Origin of the sequence: Lachnoclostridium edouardi, from assembly GCF_900240245.1 — a bacterium.
Classification (GTDB): Bacteria; Bacillota; Clostridia; order Lachnospirales; family Lachnospiraceae; genus Lachnoclostridium_A; species Lachnoclostridium_A edouardi.
Window position 1 is genome coordinate 62,172 of the sequence record NZ_OESQ01000001.1, and the last position, 22,906, is coordinate 85,077.

Below are 22,906 nucleotides of genomic sequence, written 5' to 3' on the forward strand. Positions count from 1 at the left end.
AGGACAAATGAAAACAGATATTGAAATTGCCCAGGAGGCGGTAAAATTGCCTATTAAAGAGGTGGCTGCAGCTTATGGCATTACAGAGGATGATCTGGAGCTGTACGGAAAATATAAAGCGAAGATCACAGATGAGCTTTTTGAAGAGGTAAAAGAAAGACAGGATGCTAAGCTGGTACTTGTGACAGCGATTAATCCTACTCCGGCAGGGGAAGGAAAAACTACTACCAGCGTTGGCTTAGGAGACGCATTTACAAAGCTGGGAAAGAAGACAATGATTGCCCTCAGGGAGCCGTCCTTAGGCCCCTGCTTTGGAATTAAGGGGGGAGCCGCAGGGGGCGGCTATGCCCAGGTAGTGCCTATGGAAGACTTAAATCTTCACTTTACAGGAGATTTCCACGCCATTACATCTGCCAATAATCTGCTGGCCGCGCTGTTGGACAATCACATTCAGCAGGGCAATGCTTTAGGCATTGACACCAGACAGATTTTGTGGAAGCGCTGTCTGGATATGAATGACAGAGTGCTGAGAAATATTGTTGTAGGTTTGGGAGCCAAAGCAGACGGAGTAGTAAGAGAAGATCATTTTGTTATTACCGTGGCATCTGAGATTATGGCAATTTTATGTCTGGCCGACGATATGAATGATTTAAAAGAACGTCTGGGAAAAATTATTGTAGCATATAATTTTGCAGGGGAACCTGTAACTGCAAAAGATTTAAATGCAGTAGGCTCTATGGCTGCTCTTTTAAAGGACGCATTAAAGCCAAACCTGATTCAGACCCTGGAGCATACAGGGGCCCTTGTACACGGCGGGCCATTTGCCAATATTGCTCACGGCTGCAACAGCGTAAGAGCTACAAAGCTGGCTATGAAGCTGGCTGACATTGTAGTTACAGAGGCTGGCTTTGGCGCCGATTTAGGAGCGGAAAAGTTTTTGGACATTAAATGCCGTATGGCTGGCTTAAAGCCGGATGCAGTAGTGCTTGTGGCTACAGTAAGAGCCTTAAAGTACAATGGAGGAGTGGCAAAGCAGGATTTGAACCAGGAAAATCTGGAGGCTTTGGCAAAGGGAATTGTAAACCTGGAAAAACATATTGAAAATATTCAGAAGTACGGCGTTCCCGTAGTTGTTACCTTAAACTCCTTTACCTCAGATACAGAGGCGGAGTATGCTTATATTAAAAAATTCTGTGAAGACAGAGGATGTGAGTTTGCATTATCTGAAGTGTGGGCCAAGGGCGGTGAAGGCGGTTTGGCTTTAGCAGAGAAGGTACTTCACACACTGGAGACAAAGGAAAGCAATTTTGCCCCTATTTATCCAGATGAAATAAGCTTAAAAGACAAAATAAGCACAGTGGCAGGAGAAATTTACGGCGCAGACGGAGTCACATATGCTCCGGCGGCAGAAAGGGCTCTTAAAAAGCTGGAGGACATGGGATTTGGAGGCCTTCCTGTCTGTATGGCCAAAACCCAGTATTCCCTGTCTGACGATCAGACAAAATTAGGCCGCCCACAGGGCTTTACTATTAACGTGCGGGACGCATATGTATCTGCAGGAGCAGGCTTTGTTGTTGTGCTGACAGGAGCAATTATGACTATGCCCGGACTGCCAAAGGCGCCGGCTGCATATAATATTAATGTAGATGAAAATGGCGTAATCACAGGATTATTCTAAAAGAATCAAAAAGGGTGTTGCAAAGCTGGCAGCAGTTATGCGGCGCCCTTTTGTGTGCGGCGGGATGCCGCAGCAGTAAGATGTGAAAGTAATTAAGGAGGCTATATGCAGATTAGAGAATGGCTGGCAGGTGTTAATTATAAGCTGATTTGCGGTGATCTTAACAGTCAGGTGGAGGAGGTTGTTTACGACTCCAGAAAGGCTGCTTTAGGAGCAGTGTTTGTGTGTATGAAGGGGACAAAAGTAGATTCCCATAGGTTTATTCCAGATGTTTGTGAAAAGGGAGTAAAAGTACTTATCACAGAAAGGGAAGTAAATGCTCCTGAGGGTGTAACAGTAATACAGGTGGAAAACAGCAGAAAGGCTTTGGCATATCTTTCTGCAGCCAGATTTGGAAATCCTGTAAAACAAATGATTTCCATTGGCGTTACAGGCACAAAGGGCAAGACGACCACTACCCATATGATGAAAGCAGTTTTAGAGGCAGCGGGAAAAAAGGTGGGCATGATTGGAACTACAGGGGCTGTAATTGGCAAAGAAACGTTTCCCACCAGAAACACAACCCCGGAATCCTATGAGCTTCACCAATATTTTTATGAGATGAAAAAAGCAGGCTGTGAATATGTGATTATGGAAGTTTCCTCCCAGGGCTTTAAAATGGACAGAGTTGCCGGAATCACTTTTGATTACGGAGTGTTTACAAACATTTCCCCTGACCACATAGGACCTGATGAACACGCTGATTTTTTAGAATACCTGTCCTGCAAGGCCATGCTTTTTAAACAGTGCAGAATAGGCTTATACAACGGAGACGACAGCCATGGAAAGCAAATTATTGACGGCGCCTTATGTAAGGAGCTGTTTTCCTTTGGCATAGAAGGGGGATGGGATTATGATGCCTCTCATATCCGCCATGTTTCAGAAAAAGGGTTTGTAGGCATGGAGTTTCATATTACTGGAAAGGAGCAGCTAAAGGTCCGTCTGGGGATGCCTGGCAGGTTTAATATTTACAACAGTCTGGCGGCGGCAGCTTTAGGGGACAGATTAGGCCTGGAGAAAGAAGCTGTGCTGAAAGCTTTAAAAGAAGTGCGGGTAAACGGAAGAATGGAAATCGCTTACAGCAGCCACGACTTTACAGTAATTATAGATTATGCCCACAATGCAGTAAGTATGGAAAGCCTTTTAACAACATTAAGGGCATATAACCCAAAACGCCTGGTGTGCGTATTTGGCTGCGGAGGCAACAGGTCCAAGGACAGAAGATATTCTATGGGAGAAATCGGCGGAAAAATGGCAGATTTATGTATTCTTACAGCTGACAATTCCAGGTTTGAAAAAACAGAGGATATTATAAATGATATTAAAGGTAGCCTGGAAAAAACAGGAGGAGCCTATGTGGAGATTCCCGACAGAAGGGAAGCGATTGAATACAGTATGGCTCATGCCTGCCCGGGAGATTTAATTGCAGTAATCGGAAAAGGGCATGAGGATTATCAGGAGGCAAACGGAGTCCGCACACATTTTCTGGACAGAGAGGTAGTGGAGGAGACGGCAAAAAAGCTGGGGCTGCAGTAAGCCTTTTTACATACAATAAAAGTAAGAGGAAATCAGGATTATGGAACATATGACAGTAAAAGATATTGTGACCGCCACAGAAGGCAGGCTGCTTTCAGGAGATGAAAACACTATTTTAAAGAAAATCCGTTTAGATTCCAGAACAGTAGAGCCGGGAGATTTATTTGTGCCTTTAATCGGAGAAAAGGTTGACGCCCACAAATTTGCTTCTCAGGTGATGGAGGCTTCAGCTGGAGCTGTTTTAACCAGCAGACATACAAAGGCGGAGGGACCGGGGGCCTGGATACAGGTAAAGGATACGAAAGAAGCTCTTCAGGCTATAGGCAGTTTTTGTCGCAGCCGTATTTCTATTCCTGTGGTGGGAATTACAGGAAGCGTTGGAAAGACTACTACAAGGGAAATGGTGGCGGCAGCTTTAAGCTCTGGCTTTCAGGTATATAAAACTCCCGGAAACAGCAACAGCCAGGTGGGAGTTCCCATTACTATTTCAGAAATTTCACAAAAAGACCATATTGCAGTGCTGGAGCTGGGAATGAGCGAGCCTGGGGAACTGACCAGAATTGCAAAAATTGCCAGGCCCTTTATGGCTTTAATTACAAATATTGGAGTTACTCATATTGAGCAGCTAGGCTCCCAGGAAAATATTTACAGGGAAAAGCTGACAATTCAGGACGGTTTAGAGCCAGGGGGAATTCTTTTTTTAAACGGGGACGACAAGCTGTTAAAAAACACAAAGGCCAGAGACGGATTTAGAACCATATATTACGGCACAGAAGACGGCTGCGATTATAGGGCGGAAAATATTAGGGAGGAAAAAGGCTACCCGGTATTTTATGCTGTACATGGAGATCAAAAAGTATTAGTTTCCTTAAAAGTTATGGGGAGACACAATATTTTAAATGCCATGGCTGCCATAGCTGTGGCAGAGGAAGCCGGCCTTACAATGGAGCAGGCGGCTTTAGGGCTGACTCAGTACACTGGCTTTAAGGGCCGGCAGAATATTACTGAATATATGGGAATTACGGTGATCGACGATTCTTATAACGCCAGCCCAGTATCTATGAAGGCCGGGATTGACGTGCTTTGCTCCATGCCAGGAGGAAGGAGAAAAATAGCAGTTTTGGCGGACATGAAGGAATTAGGGTCTGACACAGAAATTTTTCACAGAGAAGTGGGAGAGTATATAAAAGAAAAAAATGTAGATGCTTTAATTACACTGGGCCAGATGGCTTTTAAGCTGGCAGAAAGCGCCGGAAAAGGAGAAAGCCATATGGAAATTCGATGTTTTGAAAATAGGGACGAAATGACAGAGTTTTTAAAAACATATTTAAAAGCAGGGGACCAGGTGCTGTTTAAAGGTTCCAACTCTATGAAGCTGGGAGAGACTGCAGCTTGTTTTACAGGCATCCAAAGGAGCTGACAGAATATGGCTGAAAAATTTGCCAATATTATTATAGATATATCCCATGAAAAGGTGGACCGAACCTTTCAGTATAAGATTCCGGAATATCTGGAAGAACAAATATTTGCGGGAATCAGGGTGTGGGCACCTTTTGGCATGGGAAATCACCTGCGCCAGGGATATGTTGTAGAGGTGACAGATCAGGCAGAATATGACATAGAAAAAATGAAGGCTATAGAGGGGATTGTGCCAGGCAGCGTAACTGCAGAATCACGTTTAATTCAGCTGGCATGGTGGATGCGGGAGCGCTACGGCTCTACTATGAATCAGGCCTTAAAAACAGTGCTTCCTGTAAAAAAGACAATGAAAGCAGTGGAGAAGAAAACTCTTGTGTGCCTGCTGGAAAAGGAAGAGCTGGAAAAGGAATTGCAGGAGGCTTTGAGAAAGCATTTTAAAGCCAGAGCCAGAGTCCTGTCTCTGTTTTCAGCTGAAAAGAGAATTTCCTATGAAAAAGCTTTAAAAATGGGAAATATTACAGGAGCTGTTTTAAAGCCTTTGCTGGAAAAAAATATTCTGGCTTTGGAAAGTGAAATTCAGTACAGAAATCCTGTGGGAAGCCAAAGGGAAAAAGCGGAAAATATATGTTTAAATCAGGAACAGCAGGCAGCTGCAGATGCTTTTGCCAAGGATTATAAGGCGGGACAAAGAAATACTTATTTGCTGTACGGAATTACAGGAAGCGGGAAAACAGAAGTATATATGGAAATGATGGACTTGGTTTTAAAAACAGGAAAACAGGTGATTGTGCTAATTCCGGAAATTGCTTTGACTTTTCAAACTGTAATACGTTTTTACAACAGATTCGGACAGAAAATTGCCATAGTAAATTCCAGACTTTCCCAGGGAGAAAGATTCGACCAGTTTGAACGCGCCAGAAAGGGGGAGGCTCAGATTATGATAGGCCCCCGCTCGGCGCTGTTCACCCCTTTTCCCCAGGTGGGACTGATTGTAATTGACGAAGAGCAGGAGGGAGCGTACAAAAGCGAAACTGCTCCCAGGTACGACGCCAGGGAGGCGGCCCTTGCCAGAGCCAGAATGGAAGGCGCCAGCGTAGTTTTAGGGTCAGCCACGCCGTCAGTAGAATCCTTTGAAAAAGCAGCGTCCGGGGCTTACAAGCTGCTGCGCCTGAGAAACAGGGCCAAAAAAGAAAGTGTTTTGGCAAAAGTTTGGGTGGCTGATATGAGGGAAGAACTGAAAGCGGGAAATAAAACTGTGTTTTCCAGGCAGCTGCAAAAGCTTTTAGAGGAAACTCTTCAAAAGAGGGAGCAGGCGATTTTGTTTCTTAACAGAAGAGGGTATTCCAGCTTTATCTCCTGCCGTTCCTGCGGGGAGGCCATAAAATGTCCAAATTGCGACGTTTCTCTTACCAGCCATAAGGACGGGAAAATGAGATGTCATTACTGCGGCCACGAGGAGCCTTTGCCGGAAAAATGTCCTTCTTGCGGCTCTCCATATATTGCAGGCTTTGGAACAGGAACTCAGAAGGTGGAGGAAATAACAAAAAAAATGTTTCCGGCTGCCAGAGTGCTGCGGATGGACATGGACACTACCTCGGGAAAAAAAGGCCATGAAGAAATTTTGTCAGCCTTTCGCTCAGGAGAAGCAGATATCTTAATCGGAACTCAGATGATTGTAAAGGGGCATGATTTTCCAAATGTAACCTTAGTGGGAGCCTTGGCTGCGGACATGTCTCTGCACGCCCCTGATTTTAGGGCCGGGGAAAGGACATTTCAGCTGCTGACTCAGGCCGCTGGAAGAGCCGGAAGAGATTCCAGGCCAGGATATGTAGTTATTCAAACATATTTGCCGGAGCATTATGCAATTCAGACTGCCGCAGTGCAGGATTATGAGGCGTTTTTTGCCCAGGAAAGGGCCTACAGGCGGCTGCTTCACTATCCGCCCTTCTGCGGCGTGGTGGCGGTGGCAGTGGCGGCGGCTGACCAACAGATTTTAGAATCTGCAGCCAGCGAGCTGGCAGAGGAAGCAAAGCTGCAGTCAGAAATGTGGAAAAATTTAAGGGAACAGAGGCAGGGATTTGAAATTGAAATTATGGGTCCAGTGCAGGCTTCCGTATACAAAGTTAATAATCTGTACAGAAAAATTTTATATATTAAGAATGAAAATTATGATATACTAATAAAAATCAGAACCAAACTGGAAGTCTGCGCAGAAAAGGCTCAGTGGAGGCAGGATGTGCAGCTTCAGTGGGACGTTTCATAACAGGAGAGAGAACTATGGCATTAAGACAAATAAGAGTAATGGGAGACCCAGTGTTGGCAAAGGAATGTAAGCCTGTAAAGGAGATTACTCCCAGAATACAGGAATTAATAGAAGATATGTTTGAGACTATGTATCAGGCCAACGGGGTAGGCTTGGCGGCTTCCCAGGTGGGAGTGCTGCGCCAGATTGTAACAATAGATGTGGACGACGGCAATCAGTATGTGTTGATTAATCCTGAGATTATTGACCAGTCAGGAACTCAGACAGGGTATGAAGGCTGCCTTAGCGTGCCGGGAAAAACAGGGATTGTCACAAGACCGGACAAGGTGACGGTAAAAGCCTTTGATGAAAATATGCAGCCGTTTCAGCTGGAGGGAGAAGGGCTGTTAGCCAGAGCTATCTGCCACGAATGCGCCCATTTAAAAGGACAGCTGTATGTAGAGCTGGTGGAAGGGGAACTGGAGGACGTAGACGCTTTAGATGAAGGAGAGGAAGAGTAGTATGCGGATTGTATTTATGGGAACTCCGGAATTTTCTGTTTCTGCTTTAACGGCTCTTTTTCAGGCAGGCCATGAAATTGCCGCTGTGGTTACTCAGCCTGACAAGCCAAAGGGCAGGGGAAAGGCTGTGCTTATGACTCCTGTAAAGGAGAAAGCCATAGAGCTTCAGATTCCTGTATACCAGCCGGCTAAAGTAAGGGCGCCTGAGTTTGTGGAAGTGTTAAAGCAGCTGGCTCCAGATGTAATTGTAGTAGTGGCTTTTGGACAGATTCTTCCCAAAGCTATTTTACAGCTGCCTAAATATGGCTGCATCAATATTCACGCTTCCCTGCTGCCTAAATACAGAGGCGCCGCCCCTATCCAGTGGGTAATTATTGACGGGGAAAAGGAAACAGGGATCACTACTATGCAGATGGATGAAGGCCTGGACACAGGAGACATGCTGGAGAAGGTTGTGGTGCCTATTGAAAAGGACGAGACTGGAGGAAGTCTCCACCATAAGCTGTCTCAGGCAGGAGGAAAATTGATTTTAACTACTTTAGAGGGCCTGGAAAATGGAACCTTAAAGGCAACGCCTCAGACAGATGAAAATACCTGCTATGCAAAAATGCTGACAAAGTCTTTAGGAGATATTGACTGGAATCAGGATGCAGAGTCTATTGAACGTTTAATCAGAGGCTTAAATCCATGGCCCAGCGCCTATACATGCCTTCACGGAAAAACTTTGAAGCTGTGGAAGGCCGAGGTCATAGATCAAGACCTTAAAATTCCGGCCGGACAGGTAGGAGAGGTGGGGAAAGATAAGCTGGTGATTCAAACCGGCAAAGGCTGCCTTTCTGTGACAGAGCTTCAGCTGGAGGGCAAAAAAAGAATGAATCTTCAGGACTTTCTCAGGGGATACTCTATAGAGAAAGGAACTGTGCTGGAAAGGAGAACTGAAGCATGACATTTTATACAGCAATAGGATATTACGGGGGATATGGGTACGGCTTTGGACTAGATCCTACAATTTTTCTGGTGTTGGCAGGAGCTCTTTTATCTATATGGGCTTCCTCCAGAGTGCAGGGAACATTCCGCAGGTATTCAGGGATGCGCAGCATGACGGGAATGACAGGAGCGGAGGCAGCCAAACGCCTGCTGCAGTCACAGGGGATTTATGACGTAACAGTTCGGCCTGTAAGAGGAAATCTTACGGATCATTATGATCCCAGAAGTAAAACCGTAAATCTGTCAGAGTCTGTGTATCATGCAACTTCAGTGGCGGCTATCGGCGTGGCGGCCCACGAGTGCGGCCATGCTATGCAGGACCACGAGGATTATGGCCCTTTGAAAATAAGGTCTGCCTTTGTACCTGTGGCAAGCCTGGGCAGTAATTTATCCTGGCCCTTGATTCTCATTGGCTTATTAATCAGCCTGACTCCGTTAATTCAGCTGGGAATCTGGATGTTTACTCTGGCAGTTTTGTTTCAGCTGATTACTTTGCCTGTGGAATTTAATGCGTCCAGACGTGCCGTAAGGCTTTTAGACAGTCAGGGAATCCTTCAGGGACAGGAGGTGGAGGCTACCAGCCAGGTGTTAAAAGCCGCGGCTCTGACTTATGTGGCGGCGGCAGCGGCCAGCATTCTTCAGCTGTTAAGGCTGGTAATTCTGTTTGGAGGAAGAAACAGAGATGACTAAGGAGATTAATGAAAGAGAAATAGCTCTGGATATACTGATGGAGATTCTGGAAAAAGGGGGATTCAGCCATTTAGTGCTGTCCCAGGCTCTTTCCAAGTATCAGTATTTAGAAAAGCAGGAGCGTTCTTTTATTACCAGAGTAGTGGAGGGCACATTAGAGTATAAAATACAAATAGATTATGTGCTGGACTCCTGCTCAAAAGTAAAAACTAAGAAGATGAAGCCGCTTATCCGCACTTTAATGAGAATGTCAGTGTATCAGATTCTTTACATGGACAGGGTGCCTGACTCGGCGGCGTGCAATGAGGCGGTAAAGCTGGCTGTAAAAAGACGTTTTCAGGGATTAAAAGGATTTGTCAACGGCGTATTGAGGGCAGTAGCCAGAAAAAAAGAAGAGTTTTCCTGGCCTAATCTGTCTGTAAAATATTCTGTTCCTCAGTGGATGGCTGATATGTGGATAAAAGAGTGGGGAGAGGATCAGGCGGAGAAAATAATGAAAGCTCTTTTAGAAAACAGGGATACCACTGTGCGCTGTAATTTCCACCTGGCTTACAGAGAAGAAATTATTCATTCTTTAAGGGAACAGGGTGTGGAGATAGAGGTAAAAGAGGAGCTTCCTCATTTGATTTATCTGAAACAATATGATTATCTGGAAGGTCTGAACGCTTTTTCAAATGGGTGGATTCAGGTCCAGGATATGAGTTCTTCTCTGGTGGGGCTTACAGCTTCTCCTAAGGAGAACAGCTACATAATAGATGTGTGCGGAGCCCCAGGCGGAAAAAGTCTTCACCTGGCGGACATGATGAAGGGAACAGGATTTGTAGATGTGCGGGATCTGTCTCCTCAGAAAATAGAGCTGATTGAAGAAAATATTGAAAGAACAGGTTTCTCCAATATTCACACAAAGGTGTGGGATGCCCTGGAGCGGGATGAAAGCGTTTTGGGAAAGGCAGATATTTTGATTGCAGACCTGCCCTGTTCCGGACTTGGAATTATTGGCAGAAAGCCGGATATTAAATATAATACTACTGCTGAAAATGTGGAAAGCCTTGCCGCCCTGCAAAGGGAGATTCTTTCAGTAGTCCAGGAATACGTAAAGCCTGGAGGACTTCTTGTATATTCCACATGTACCGTCGCTGCTCAGGAAAACCAGGAGAATGCCAGGTGGTTTCAGGAGCATTTTCCCTTTAGCCTGGTAAGTTTAAAAGACAGATTGGGCCATGTGCTGAAAGCGGAAAGCTTAGAACAGGGGTATGTGCAAATATTGCCAGGCCAGTATAACTGCGACGGATTTTTTATTTCCCTGTTCAGACGGGAAAATTAAGAATGAGAAAGTAAGTAACAGAATATGGATAAAATTGAGAAAAAAGATATAAAGTCCATGACTCTGGAGGAAATGACAGAGGAAATTAAGGGACTTGGAGATAAAGGATTTCGTGGGAAACAAATTTATCAGTGGATTCACCAAAAGCTGGCGGACAGTTTTGATGACATGACCAATCTTTCCAAGGGGCTGCGGGAAAAGCTTAGGGAAAATTACGAGCTTACTTCTTTAAAGCTTTTAGATGTAAAGGTGTCAGCCATAGACGGAACCAGAAAATATTTATTTGGTTTAAAAGACGGCAATGTAATTGAAAGCGTGTGGATGCAGTATAAGCACGGCAATTCTGTATGCATTTCCTCCCAGGTCGGCTGCCGCATGGGCTGCAGATTCTGCGCCTCCACCTTAGACGGTTTAGCCAGGAATTTAACGCCTGCCGAGATGCTGGATCAGATTTATCAAATCCAGAAGGACACAGACCAGAGAGTGTCTAACGTGGTGGTAATGGGTTCTGGCGAGCCTATGGATAATTACCTTAATTTAGTCAGATTTATAAGGCTTTTAGGCAGCGAAAACGGGTTGAACATTAGTCAGAGAAGCATCACTGTATCTACCTGCGGCTTAGCGCCGGAAATCAGAAAGCTGGCTGAGGAGGGACTGTCTGTGACGCTGGCTCTGTCTCTTCACGCTCCTAATGACCAGGTGAGAAAAACCTTGATGCCCATTGCAGGGAAATATAGCTTAAAGGAGGTTCTCTCAGCTTGCAGCCAGTATTATGAAAAAACAGGCAGAAGGCTTACTTTTGAATACAGCTTAGTAAAGGGAGTAAATGACAACAAAGAAGAGGCCAGGGAGTTGGCCCATCTTATAAAACACATGCACGGCCATGTGAATTTAATTCCTGTGAACCCTATTAAAGAAAGAGATTATGTACAGTCCAATCAAAGGTCTGTGGCAGAATTTCAGAAGGTTCTGGAAAAGTATGGGATTAACGCTACAGTGCGCAGAGAAATGGGGCGGGATATTAACGGTGCCTGCGGACAGTTAAGAAGAAGCTATTTGGAAGAGAAGGAAGGTGGTGCCAATGAAAGCATGTGCAATGACTGACACTGGAAAAGTCAGGACCATCAATCAGGATTATATTTTTGCTTCTCCGGAGCCTATAGGGAAGCTGCAGGATTTATACTTGGTGGCGGACGGCATGGGAGGTCACAGAGCAGGGGACTACGCCTCCAGATTCCTGGTGGAAAAGCTGGTGGATTTTATATCTGGGGAGGAGGAAGGAAACACAATATCCATTCTCAGAGAGGGAATTGAAAAAGTAAACAGAATGCTGTACAGAGAGGCGCTAAAGGATGAGGCCTTTAGCGGCATGGGTACCACCCTGGTGGCTGCCACAGTGGAAGAAAATCTGCTGTTTGTGGCCAATGTAGGCGACAGCCGCCTTTATTTAATCAGGAACGGCAAAGCCAAACAGATTACAAAGGACCATTCCTATGTAGAGGAAATGGTAAAGCTGGGAAAAATGAACCGCGGAAGCGCGGATTATATGAGACAGAAAAATATCATTACCCGAGCCGTAGGCACAGGGGAGGATGTAAATATAGATTTCTTTGAAGTGCTGCTGAAAAAAGGAGATTATATTTTACTTTGTTCAGACGGACTAAGCAATATGGTGGAGGATGAGGCCATAGCGGAGCTTGTGTCCTCAGAAAAAGCGCTGAAGGAAAAGGCAGAAGCGCTGATTGTCAGCGCAAACGACAACGGTGGACGGGATAATATAGCTGTTATCCTAATAGATCCACAGGTAAGCGAGGTGAGCGTATGCTGAGAGCGGGTGTATTTCTCCAGGACAGATATGAAATATTAGAGCGTATTGGCTCTGGGGGGATGTCGGATGTTTATAAGGCAATGTGCCACAAACTAAACAGATTAGTAGCAATTAAAGTATTAAAGGACGAATTTTGCTCAGACAGCAGCTTTATCGCCAAGTTTAAACTGGAGGCCCAGTCGGCGGCCAGGTTGGCTCATCCAAATATTGTCAGCGTATACGACGTTGTGGACGAGGGGAACCTTCACTATATTGTGATGGAGCTAGTGGAGGGAATTACCCTGAAAAATTATATAAGCAAAAAGGGCCATCTGGATATAAAAGAGGCCATTGGAATTGCTATTCAAATGGCTCAGGGCATGGCGGCTGCCCACGAGCAGAACATTGTACACAGAGATATTAAGCCTCAGAATATCATTATTTCCAGAGACGGAAAAGTAAAGGTGGCTGATTTCGGCATTGCCAGAGCAGCCTCCGCCCAGACTATGAGCACTACGGCTATTGGGTCTGTGCATTACATTTCTCCGGAGCAGGCCAGAGGCGGCTACAGCGACGCCAGAAGCGATATTTATTCTCTGGGAGTTACTATATTTGAAATGGTAACAGGAAGAGTGCCTTTTGAGGGGGAAAATACAGTGGCTATTGCCCTGGCTCATTTAGAGGACCCTATTCCTCTGCCCAGCGCAATTAACCCTAAAGTCCCTGTAAGCCTGGAAAAAATTATTTTAAAGTGTACAGAAAAGAAGCCGGAATTCCGCTACAGCAGCGCGGTGGAGGTAATAAACGATCTGCGGCGGGCCCTGGTGGAGCCGGATGAGGATTTTGTGCAGCTGATGCCTGGAGTGGACAATACGGCCAAAACAGTGACTATCAGCCAGGGAGAGCTGGCTCAGATTAAAGAGGGAAGCAGAAAGACAGGGCAGATTGATCTGCCCCTGGAAAATATTCAAAAATCAGGCAGGGACCAAAGGGAGGACCACTTTAGAGAGCCTGCGAGACAGGATAAAAAGCGGAAGGCCCCTGAAAAGAAGAAAATTATGGACGATGAGGATGTAAATCCTCAAATAGAGAAGATTCTTACAGGCCTGGGGGTAGTAGTTGCAATTTTATTTGTGGCAGGCTTAGTATTTTTGGTGGCAAAGGTAGGGGGACTTTTTAACATGGGAGTGTTCAACAAAGAATCCTCTCCTTCTACTGAAATTTCAGAAGAGGCATCCTCCTCCATCAGCGACACTCAGACATACATGCCAGATGTAGAGGGAAAAACCTTAGAGGAGGCGGAAAAGCTTTTAAAGGAAAAAAGCCTTCAGCTGAATGTAAGAGAATATCAGGAATCTGAAGATATTCCTGAGGGACAGATTATTTCCCAGGAAAAGAAAGAGGGAGAAGTTGTAGAAAAATATTCTACAGTTTACGTAGTGGTCAGCAAGGGCTCCAGTAAAATTGATCTGGCAGAATTTAATTTAACTCAGCTGGATGAAACAACAGCGACTCAAACTTTAACAGATAAAAATCTGCGTGTAACTATTGAGCGGGAAAACAGCGACACAATCGAAAAGGGCAAAGTAATAAAATATACTCCTGAAAAAGCGGCAGAGGGAGAAATGGTTACTCTTACAGTCAGCGACGGTCCTGTAAAGGAAATGTCCAGCGTTCCCAACTTGTTAGAAAAAACAGAGGAGGAGGCTATTGGCCTTCTGGCAGACGCCGGCCTGGTGCCTGGAAAAACAGACGTGGATAACAGCAGCACAGTGCCTAAGGGACAGATTATCAGCCAGGACGCCCCTGCAGGAACTGTGATTGAAAAAGGCAGCGCCATTGGATATGTAGTCAGCAGCGGTCCGGCAGAAAGCACAAACCAAAGATACGTAGCCGCCATTAACGAGACTTACGATTTAAGCAATTTAATCGGTCCGGGCTCCGGAAGCATTAATGTGAAAATTGCTATCCGCTTAAAGCAGACAGTAAACGGGGAAGATGAGTACACGCCGCTGATGCCTGCCACGGAAATCAGCGGTCAGGTGCTGCTGCCTGTAAGCTTTTCTAATATTGAAGGCTATCCGGGAGTGAGAGACGGAGAGGTGCAGGTTTATGACGTGGATTCCGGGGCAGTTTTAAAATCCTATCCTGTTACCTTTTTCCCTCAGGAATAATAAGGAGTAAAGCATGAGGGGAAAAATTATTAAAGGGATTGCCGGATTTTACTATGTCCACGACGGGGACGGCACTGTATATCAGTGCAGGGCAAAGGGAATTTTCAGAAACAGGAAAATAAAGCCTTTAGTGGGAGATAATGTAGAGTTTGATATTTTAGACCAGGAGGAAAAGGAAGGCAATATTACAGAGATTTTAGAAAGAAGCAGCGCATTAATTCGCCCTGCAGTAGCCAATGTAGATCAGGCTTTAGTAGTATTTGCCGTGACTCAGCCGGAGCCAAACTTAAATCTTCTGGACCGTTTTCTGGTGATGATGGAGATTCATCAGGTGCCTGTGACAATCTGTTTTAACAAAACAGATTTGTCTCAGGAGGAGGAGATGGAAAAATACAGAAGTATATATGAGAACGCCGGATATCCTGTAGTTTTTATCAGCGCCTATGAAAATAAAGGCATGGAACAAATAAGAGATTATTTAGAGGGAAAAACTACTGTGTTAGCAGGTCCCTCTGGGGTGGGGAAATCTTCTATTACTAATCTGCTGTATCCGGAGGCAGAAATGGAAACAGGAGATATTAGTCAAAAAATTCAAAGAGGAAAGCATACTACCCGCCATTCTCAGCTGTTTTTCCTCTGGAAAAACACTTATTTATTCGATACCCCAGGTTTTAGCTCCATGTATCTGGAGGATGTAGAGGCCGGGGAATTAAAAGAATATTTTCCGGAGTTTATACAGTATGAGGACCAGTGCAAATTTTTAGGCTGCGTTCATGTAGGGGAAAGAATATGCGGGGTGAAATCAGCAGTGGAGGACGGAACAATCAGCAAAAGCAGATATGAGAATTACTGTCTGATGTACCAGGAGTTAAAAGATAAAAGGAGGTATTAAATATGTTTATTTTAGCGCCATCTATTTTAGCGGCAGATTTTAAAAAGCTGGGGGAGCAGGTAGAAACTGTATCAAAGGCCGGGGCGGAATATATTCATATCGACGTGATGGACGGGGAATTCGTGCCCAGTATTTCTTTTGGAATGCCGGTGATTACCAGCATCCGAAGCTGCACTGATAAAATATTTGATGTTCACATGATGGTGGACGAGCCGGGGCGATATATTAACGATATCAGAAAGGCAGGAGCAGATTTAATCTGCGTTCACCAGGAAGCCTGCCTCCATCTGGACAGAACCATAGGGCAGATACGGGAAACCGGGGCGAAGGCTGCCGTTGCCTTAAATCCCGCCACCCCTCTTCACGTTTTAGATTATATACTGCCGGAGCTGGACATGGTGCTGTTAATGTCTGTAAATCCAGGCTTTGGCGGACAGAAGTTTATTCCTTATACCATCCAGAAGATTCAGGCTTTAAGAAAAATAATAGAAGATAGGGGACTTCACACTGATATTCAGATTGACGGAGGAGTTACTGCATCTAATGTGGGACAGCTGATTGAGGCGGGAGCCAACATATTTGTGGCAGGATCTGCAGTGTATAGGGGTGATGCAGCAGCCAATGTAAAAGAATTTTTAGATGTATTTCAGAGGTATGAGAAATGAAGCAGGGCTTAATTATTACAGGAGGCTGCCTGGATATGGATTTTGCCTCCTCCTATATAAAAAGCCATGTATTTGATACGGTGATAGCAGTAGACGCAGGGCTGGAAAAGGCGCTAAAGCTGGGGCTTCATGTGGACGCGGCGGTGGGAGATTTTGATACTCTTTCTAAAAATCTGTGGGAGGAGTACAGAAAACATACAGAGATTTCCTGGGATGTTCACAAGCCGGAAAAGGATGAAACTGATACAGAGCTGGCTATTACAACAGCGATGAAAAGAGGCTGCCAAAGTCTTGTGATTTTAGGGGCTTTAGGAGGAAGGATGGATCATACTCTGGGCAATCTGCACCTGCTTTATTTTTGTCTGGAAAACAAGGTGGATGCATGGATTGTAGATGAAAAAAACAGAGTCAGCGTCCTGGATCAGGGAAAAACATTTTATAAGAACAGCCAGTACGGAAAATATATTTCTTTTCTGCCTCTTTCATTTACAGTAAAAGGAATCACTTTAACCGGATTTAAATATCCCTTAAAGAATAAGGATATTTCCATAGGTCCCAGCCTTTGTATCAGCAACGAGATTACAGAGGAAACGGCACGGCTGGAATTTACTGAAGGTCTTTTAATCTGTGTGGAAGCCAAAGATTAACAAAAGCATAAATAATACATGAACTGGACTGGACAAATAAATAAAAACTGGTTATTCATAACATGCCATTTCTGGAATATAATCTGTAGGTCAGAAAGATATTAAGAGGAGATTGACAGTTATGAGAAGAGAAAATGAAAAAGTTTTTAAAATTGCCCTGACAGGGCTGATGGCAGCTTTATGCTATATAGCTTTTATGTTTTTAAAAATACCGGTTCCCACTATAGGCGGAGATATGGTGGCTGTTCATATAGGCAATGCTTTTTGTGTTCTGGCAGCTTTAATATTAGGAGGGGGATACGGCGGCATAGCCGGAGCCATTGGGATGACCATTGCAGATCTTTTAGACCCGGCTTACATTACAAGCGCTCCCAAAACCTTTATTTTAAAGCTGTTTATCGGTCTGATCACTGGCTTTGTGGCTCACAGAATCGCCCATATTACAGAAGAACATGACAAAGCCTACGTGTTTCGGTGGACCTTACTTTCGTCGGCTGCAGGTCTGGGATTTAATGTGATTGCAGACCCTATTGTAGGATATTTCTATAAAAATTATTTTTTAGGAATAGAATCCTCAGCTGCCAAAATCATGTCTACCTGGGCGGCAGGAGTTACCTTGCTTAACGCCGTAGTAGGCGCTGCGGTGGCTGTGGCCGCTTATATGGCAGTGCGTCCAATATTAAAAAAGATGGGGCTGTTTTTTCAAATTCCCTAGTAGGAAAAGGGGAAAAGGGCTTTCTTTTCCTGGAAAATTGTAGTATAATCATGGAGCTGCTGCAAAATAAAATTTTGCAGGAACTCCTTTTTTATTTCATAGGAAAATGCGTCCTATGAAACAAAAAAGCTCCGCGAGGTTGGGCTAAAGCGCACACTTTTTTACTAAAATATTAAAAGTAAAAACATAAATTTTAGGAGGACGTTATGTTAGATTTAAAGTTTGTCAGAGAAAATCCTGAGGTAGTAAAACAGAACATTAAGAATAAATTCCAGGACGATAAGCTGCCCCTGGTGGACAAGGTAATTGAACTGGACGGAAAAAGCCGCCAGGCAAAAGCGGAGGCTGACAATTTGAGAGCCAGCAGAAACAAGCTTTCCAAGGAAATCGGAGCTCTTATGAGCCAGGGAAAGAAAGAAGAAGCAGAGGAAGTGAAACGCCAGGTAGGAGAAAACGCTAAGCGTTTAGAGGAGCTGGAGAAGACAGAAAAGGAATTGGAAGAAGAGATTTTAAAGATTATGATGACAATTCCAAATATTATTGACCCTACCGTGCCTATTGGAAGAAATGACAGTGAAAATGTGGAAGTACAGAAGTACGGCGATCCTGTTGTACCTGAGTACGAGATTCCGTATCACACAGATATTATGGAAAAATTCAACGGCATTGATTTAGACAGCGCCAGAAAGGTAGCTGGAAACGGATTTTATTATCTTATGGGTGATATTGCCAGACTTCACTCAGCAGTGATTTCCTATGCCAGAGATTTTATGATCAACAGAGGCTTTACTTACTGCGTGCCTCCTTTTATGATCCGCAGCAACGTGGTAACAGGAGTTATGAGCTTTGCTGAGATGGACGCTATGATGTACAAGATTGAGGGGGAAGACCTTTACCTTATTGGTACCAGCGAGCACTCTATGATTGGAAAATTTATTGATACAATTATACCGGAGGAAAAGCTGCCTCAGACCTTAACCAGCTATTCTCCTTGTTTCCGCAAGGAAAAAGGAGCTCACGGACTGGAGGAAAGAGGAGTTTACCGTATTCATCAGTTTGAAAAGCAGGAGATGATCGTAGTCTGCAAGCCAGAAGAAAGCAAAATGTGGTTTGAAAAGCTGTGGCAGAATACTGTAGATTTGTTCCGCTCCATGGATATTCCAGTGCGCACCTTAGAGTGCTGCTCCGGAGATCTGGCAGATCTGAAGGTGAAATCAATAGATGTGGAGGCCTGGTCTCCAAGACAGAAAAAATACTTTGAGGTAGGAAGCTGCTCTAATTTAGGGGACGCTCAGGCCAGAAGACTGAAAATCCGCGTAAATGGAAAAGAGGGCAAGTACTTTGCGCACACATTAAATAATACAGTGGTAGCGCCTCCAAGAATGCTGATTGCTTTCCTGGAAAATAATCTGCAGGCTGACGGAAGCGTAAGAATTCCAGAAGTATTAAGACCTTATATGGGCGGAATGAAAGAGATCAGATAGGGGAAAAGATCATGGAAGTAAAAGAGAGACAATTTAAGAGAATGGAATACCTGCTGGCATTTGCAGGATTCCTTCTCATTGGCTTTCTGGTAAACAGAGGAATCAGTACCAGCGGGTACTGTCTGGACGATTTATATTTGTGGTACTGCTATGACAAAGAACCTTTTTGGCAGTATTTATTTCCCTTAGGAGGCAGCAAATTCCGGGTGATTTTTAATATTTTCAGCTATTTAGAGCTGTGTCTGTTAGGAGATCACCTGGAATATACAGTTGCCTTTAATATTGTGCTGAACTGTATTGTGGCTCTCACAATTTTCTGGGGACTGGACAAAATTACAAAGCAGCCTGTTTTTGGCTTTTTAGCCGGGGGAGCTTATATGCTGTCCCATTTTTCCTACTATCAGATTTCCCAGGTATACGGCTTAATGGAAACTCTGGCTTTGTGGGGAGCCATTGCAGTGTTTTATCTTTTGTACCAGTATCTTCAGAAAGAAGACGGGACAAAAGAATATCTGGCCGCCGCGGCAATGTATATTCTTACGTGCCTGGTACACGAAAGATTTATGGTTCTCACTGGAGTCCTGGTGGCTGCAGTATTTTTAAAAAGAATTTACCAGGGAAAAACACGGTACAGTCTTTTGCTGGCTGCTGTGGGAAGCTTTTTCATTGTATCCCTGATACGTTTTCTGGCAATGGGCAGCCTTACTCCCGCAGGCACAGGGGGAACTGACGTTATAGAAACCTTTTCTATTTCAAAGGCTTTAGGCTTTGCCATAAGCAATGTATTTTATGTGTTTGGCATTCACGCCGGACCTATACACTTAAATGGCATTGAGTGGTACTGGGTTCCCTTTCCTGTGAAAATGTGCGTTTATGCCGCAGACGGGGCAATCGTCCTTCTTTTGATTTTAACGGCAGCTTCTATTTGGAGGCAGAAGGAGCGAAGGAAGGAATATTTATGCGTAATTGCCATGACCCTTGTATTTTTGGCTATGTGCATTGGCGCCGCCAGCTCCACAATTCGTCTGGAGTTAAGATGGGTATATGTTTCTTATGTGGGGGCCTTGTTCCTGTTAGGATATTTCCTTTTTATTTTAAAAAGAGAGGGAAAAAAGGTTCTGGTGAGAGCAGGGTGGATTTTAGCAGCCTTATATTTTGTTTTAATCATACCTACAGAGCTTTGCTACAGAAGCAATTTTAAAAATCTGTATTACTGGCACAGCCAATTAAGGGCAAATTCCCTGGCAGACGTTACCTACGGCACGTATAAAGATAAAATTTTTAATTCAGAAATCAAAATCATTGGCAATTTCTTTGATTTAGATGACTATATTATTGACACTTTCTGGAAGCCGTACAGAAAAGATGAAACTCAGGCTACGCCTAAGGTAACATTTATTAACAGTATAGAAGAGGCAGGATTTATTACTGACAGGGACAATGTATATGTGCTGGCAGAAGATAAAACCTTAAACAGGTATATTGACCTGACTCCTCTTTTAAAACTTGAAAAATTCCGCACTGTTTATGGATTTTATGCCGACGGCTGGATGGATCAGGAGGCTGAGGTGGATGTATTTACAGGCACCAGCGGCGAGATCAGATTTGACTGCTATTTCCCAGAAGAGCTAAAGGGCGGTGAAACCATAACCATTTCCTCAGAAGGAGAGGTACTGGCTCAGGTAACATTGGAGGATCAATGGCCCATTATTACAATACCAGCTCCAAAGGAGCAGTATGTAAATCTGCATTTTAGCATGAACTTTGCTTTGGAGAACCCTGCGGAGGCGCAAAGAGGGGAAACTCCAATGTGTATTAATGTAATAATCACTGCAGAATAAAAGTGAAAAGGAGAAAAAATATGGTTAAATTTAATCATTTTAATTTTAATGTGCTGGACCTGGAGAAAAGCCTGAAATTTTATAAGGATGCATTAGGGCTGGAGCCAGTAAGAGAAAAAGAAGCTTCAGACGGTTCTTTTAAATTAGTTTATCTGGGAGATCATATAACAGACTTTACTTTAGAGCTGACATGGTTAAAGGACAGAACAGAGCCTTATAATCTGGGAGAGTGTGAATTCCACTTAGCATTTCACACAGACTGCTATGATGAAATGTTTAAAAAGCATGAGGAAATGGGCTGCGTTTGCTTTGTAAACGAAAAAATGGGTATATATTTCATCTCTGATCCGGACGGATACTGGATTGAAATTGTGCCGGAAAAGAAATAAAAGTAAGAGATAAAAAATAGGGGATGGAGAACAGCGGTTAATTTTGCTGAACTCCATCCCTATTTTTTTACAAGCTAAAATGACTGAAACACTTAACCCTTCCTATTTACAACTCCTCTAACTTACATTCAGGCACGGCCATAAGAGAATAGTTGGTGTGGTAAATTACAAATCCAGGCGCTCCGCCGGCAGCTTTTTTTACATGCTTTCTCTGAATATAGTCAATTTCTACCTTATCATTATTCCGGCCCTTAGAATAATATCCGGCCAAGGCTCCCGCCTCCTCAAATACTCTGTCCGGCAGGTCCTTTCCCTCAGATTTTACGATTACATGGGAGCCTGGAATACCTTTTGCATGAAACCACCAGTCATTGCCTCCGGCTACCTTAAAGGTCAGTTCCTCGTTTTGGTAATTATTTTTTCCCACATAAATGTGGAAGCCGTCAGATGACAAATAATGAAATGGTTTGCTGGTGATTTTCGGTTTTTTGCCTCCCAAAGGCCTTTTTTTAATATAACCGTATTCCATCAGCTCTTCCTTAATCTGTACCAGATCCTCTTCCTTCAAGGCAATATCTAAAGCTGTGCTAATAGATTCTAAGTGATCAATTTCCTGTTTTGTTTCTTTTGTCTGCTCAATTAAAGCCTCATAAGTTCGTTTTAATTTATTGTATTTGTCAAAATGCTTTTGCGCATTTTCTCTGGCCGTAAGCTGAGGGTCTAGGGGGATGGAGATTTCTTCATTGGTATAGTAATTTAAACATTTCAGCTGTTTTTCTCCTCCGGTCAGCTCATAGCCGTAGGTGTTGAGAAGTTCGCCGTAAACCTTATACTTATCGCGTTTTTCCGTATCCTTCAGCTGCTTCATCTGCAGATCGTATTTTTTATAATTTCGCTCTAATAAGGTTTGAACAATTTTTCTCAAGTCCACAGATTTCTGCTTAATTCTGTTAATTGTATTTCTGGCAGAATAATAGTGCTCTAAAAGGCTGCTGACAGAAGGGTATATTTCAGACTGAAAGCTACCTCCCTCATAACAGGTTAAGGGAAGAGAGGCAAATTCTACAGGCTCCCCATCCTCTGTAATAATATTAGGTGAAAAATTGCCGTTTTTCACATCATCTATCATATGGCTGAAGGTGTGAGATAAATGGACCAGCTCTAAATGGGACAATTCATTGGCAGGCACGTCCCCGTCCAGAGAGGCCAGGTGACACAGCTCCGCGCTGATTACAGGGCTGATTCCCGTCAGTTTTTGATACAACGCCTTTTGAAGAGGGGCGGGAGACTGGGAAAGAGCTGATGTAAACCCTTCTTCTGTAATGGTAAGAGGATCTAGCTTTTCCATAGTCTGAGGAATAAAGTATGTTCTTCCGGGAAGCACCTCCCTTACAGAGCTGACCTGGGCGGAAACATGTTTTATACTGTCCAGAATCGTGCCGTCCTCCTTTGTAAATATAATATTGCTGTGCTTGCCCATCATCTCAAACATTAGTTTTTTTCTGCAAACGTCGCCTAATTCATCTAAATGCTCCAGCTCCATGACAATGACTCTTTCCAGGCCAGGCTGGGACACAGACACAATCCGTGCCGTGCCGATATACTTTCTTAACAGCATACAGAAATTAGGGGCTGTTAAAGGCCCGGGCTTATTATTATCTGTAAAATAAATTAAAGGCAGGCTGGCGCTGGCAGACACCAGCAGCCGGAATACTTGTTTCTGGTTTTTTATAGTAAACAACAGCTCGTCTTTTTCCGGCTGAGCGATTTTAGAAATTCTTCCGCCTTCTAAATTCTGCTTCATATCCCGGACCAGATTGGCAATTACAATTCCGTCAAAAGCCATAATACATACC

The 22,906-nt window shown here is 44.0% G+C and carries 19 protein-coding genes; 18 read left to right on the top strand and 1 reads right to left on the bottom strand.

All coding sequences use genetic code 11. The features are described from left to right. Positions 1-7: 7 nt before the first annotated feature. The 18 genes from C1A07_RS00260 to C1A07_RS00345 all read left to right on the top strand — a co-directional run bounded on the left by C1A07_RS00260 (position 8) and on the right by C1A07_RS00345 (position 21,050). Positions 8-1,678, top strand: a complete 1,671-nt coding sequence (locus tag C1A07_RS00260) for a formate--tetrahydrofolate ligase (RefSeq protein ID WP_101875315.1) — start codon at positions 8-10, stop codon at positions 1,676-1,678. Positions 1,679-1,783: 105 nt separating this feature from the next. After that, positions 1,784-3,253, top strand: coding sequence for a UDP-N-acetylmuramoyl-L-alanyl-D-glutamate--2,6-diaminopimelate ligase (locus C1A07_RS00265; protein ID WP_101875316.1), 1,470 nt, complete (start codon positions 1,784-1,786; stop codon positions 3,251-3,253). A 40-nt stretch (positions 3,254-3,293) separates the two neighbouring features. Then, entirely contained in the window at positions 3,294-4,673 is a 1,380-nt protein-coding gene (locus tag C1A07_RS00270) for a UDP-N-acetylmuramoyl-tripeptide--D-alanyl-D-alanine ligase (RefSeq protein ID WP_101875317.1), read from the top strand. Positions 4,674-4,679: 6 nt separating this feature from the next. Next, on the top strand, positions 4,680-6,935 hold the full coding sequence (gene priA, locus C1A07_RS00275; protein WP_101875318.1) for a replication restart helicase PriA: 2,256 nt from the start codon (positions 4,680-4,682) through the stop codon (positions 6,933-6,935). 14 nt (positions 6,936-6,949) lie between these two features. After that, on the top strand, positions 6,950-7,435 hold the full coding sequence (gene def, locus C1A07_RS00280) for a peptide deformylase (protein ID WP_101875319.1): 486 nt from the start codon (positions 6,950-6,952) through the stop codon (positions 7,433-7,435). Between the two features lies 1 nt (position 7,436). Continuing rightward, a complete protein-coding gene (gene fmt, locus C1A07_RS00285; protein WP_101875320.1) occupies positions 7,437-8,381 on the top strand; it encodes a methionyl-tRNA formyltransferase in 945 nt (314 codons plus the stop codon). After that, positions 8,378-9,112, top strand: a complete 735-nt coding sequence (locus C1A07_RS00290; RefSeq protein WP_101875321.1) for a zinc metallopeptidase — start codon at positions 8,378-8,380, stop codon at positions 9,110-9,112. Before fmt ends, C1A07_RS00290 begins: the two co-directional genes overlap by 4 nt. Further along, the gene (gene rsmB / locus C1A07_RS00295; RefSeq protein ID WP_101875322.1) at positions 9,105-10,436 is read left to right on the top strand and encodes a 16S rRNA (cytosine(967)-C(5))-methyltransferase RsmB; all 1,332 of its coding nucleotides are present in this window, start codon (positions 9,105-9,107) and stop codon (positions 10,434-10,436) included. Before C1A07_RS00290 ends, rsmB begins: the two co-directional genes overlap by 8 nt. Positions 10,437-10,460: 24 nt before the next feature. Beyond that, a complete protein-coding gene (gene rlmN / locus C1A07_RS00300; protein WP_101875323.1) occupies positions 10,461-11,540 on the top strand; it encodes a 23S rRNA (adenine(2503)-C(2))-methyltransferase RlmN in 1,080 nt (359 codons plus the stop codon). Continuing rightward, on the top strand, positions 11,518-12,264 hold the full coding sequence (locus tag C1A07_RS00305; protein WP_101875324.1) for a Stp1/IreP family PP2C-type Ser/Thr phosphatase: 747 nt from the start codon (positions 11,518-11,520) through the stop codon (positions 12,262-12,264). The genes rlmN and C1A07_RS00305 overlap by 23 nt, the downstream gene beginning before the upstream one ends. After that, positions 12,258-14,417 (top strand): Stk1 family PASTA domain-containing Ser/Thr kinase, encoded by a 2,160-nt coding sequence (gene pknB, locus C1A07_RS00310; RefSeq protein ID WP_101875325.1) that lies wholly within the window; start codon positions 12,258-12,260, stop codon positions 14,415-14,417. The genes C1A07_RS00305 and pknB overlap by 7 nt, the downstream gene beginning before the upstream one ends. A gap of 13 nt (positions 14,418-14,430) precedes the next feature. Beyond that, positions 14,431-15,309, top strand: a complete 879-nt coding sequence (rsgA, locus tag C1A07_RS00315; RefSeq protein WP_101875326.1) for a ribosome small subunit-dependent GTPase A — start codon at positions 14,431-14,433, stop codon at positions 15,307-15,309. Positions 15,310-15,311: 2 nt separating this feature from the next. Then, positions 15,312-15,974, top strand: coding sequence for a ribulose-phosphate 3-epimerase (gene rpe / locus C1A07_RS00320; protein ID WP_101875327.1), 663 nt, complete (start codon positions 15,312-15,314; stop codon positions 15,972-15,974). Next, a complete protein-coding gene (locus C1A07_RS00325; protein WP_101875328.1) occupies positions 15,971-16,621 on the top strand; it encodes a thiamine diphosphokinase in 651 nt (216 codons plus the stop codon). The genes rpe and C1A07_RS00325 overlap by 4 nt, the downstream gene beginning before the upstream one ends. Positions 16,622-16,742: 121 nt before the next feature. After that, positions 16,743-17,336: an ECF transporter S component gene (locus tag C1A07_RS00330; protein ID WP_101875329.1), complete on the top strand. Its 594-nt coding sequence runs from the start codon at positions 16,743-16,745 to the stop codon at positions 17,334-17,336. Positions 17,337-17,542: 206 nt separating this feature from the next. Continuing rightward, positions 17,543-18,820, top strand: a complete 1,278-nt coding sequence (serS, locus tag C1A07_RS00335; RefSeq protein WP_101875330.1) for a serine--tRNA ligase — start codon at positions 17,543-17,545, stop codon at positions 18,818-18,820. 11 nt (positions 18,821-18,831) lie between these two features. Next, positions 18,832-20,661, top strand: a complete 1,830-nt coding sequence (locus C1A07_RS00340; protein ID WP_101875331.1) for a hypothetical protein — start codon at positions 18,832-18,834, stop codon at positions 20,659-20,661. 20 nt (positions 20,662-20,681) lie between these two features. Further along, on the top strand, positions 20,682-21,050 hold the full coding sequence (locus C1A07_RS00345; protein ID WP_101875332.1) for a VOC family protein: 369 nt from the start codon (positions 20,682-20,684) through the stop codon (positions 21,048-21,050). Positions 21,051-21,156: 106 nt separating this feature from the next. Here C1A07_RS00345 and C1A07_RS00350 read toward each other — a convergent pair whose 3' ends face one another. Further along, complete coding sequence (locus C1A07_RS00350; protein ID WP_101875333.1) at positions 21,157-22,896, bottom strand: Rqc2 family fibronectin-binding protein; 1,740 nt, start codon at positions 22,894-22,896, stop codon at positions 21,157-21,159. Positions 22,897-22,906 lie beyond the last annotated feature (10 nt).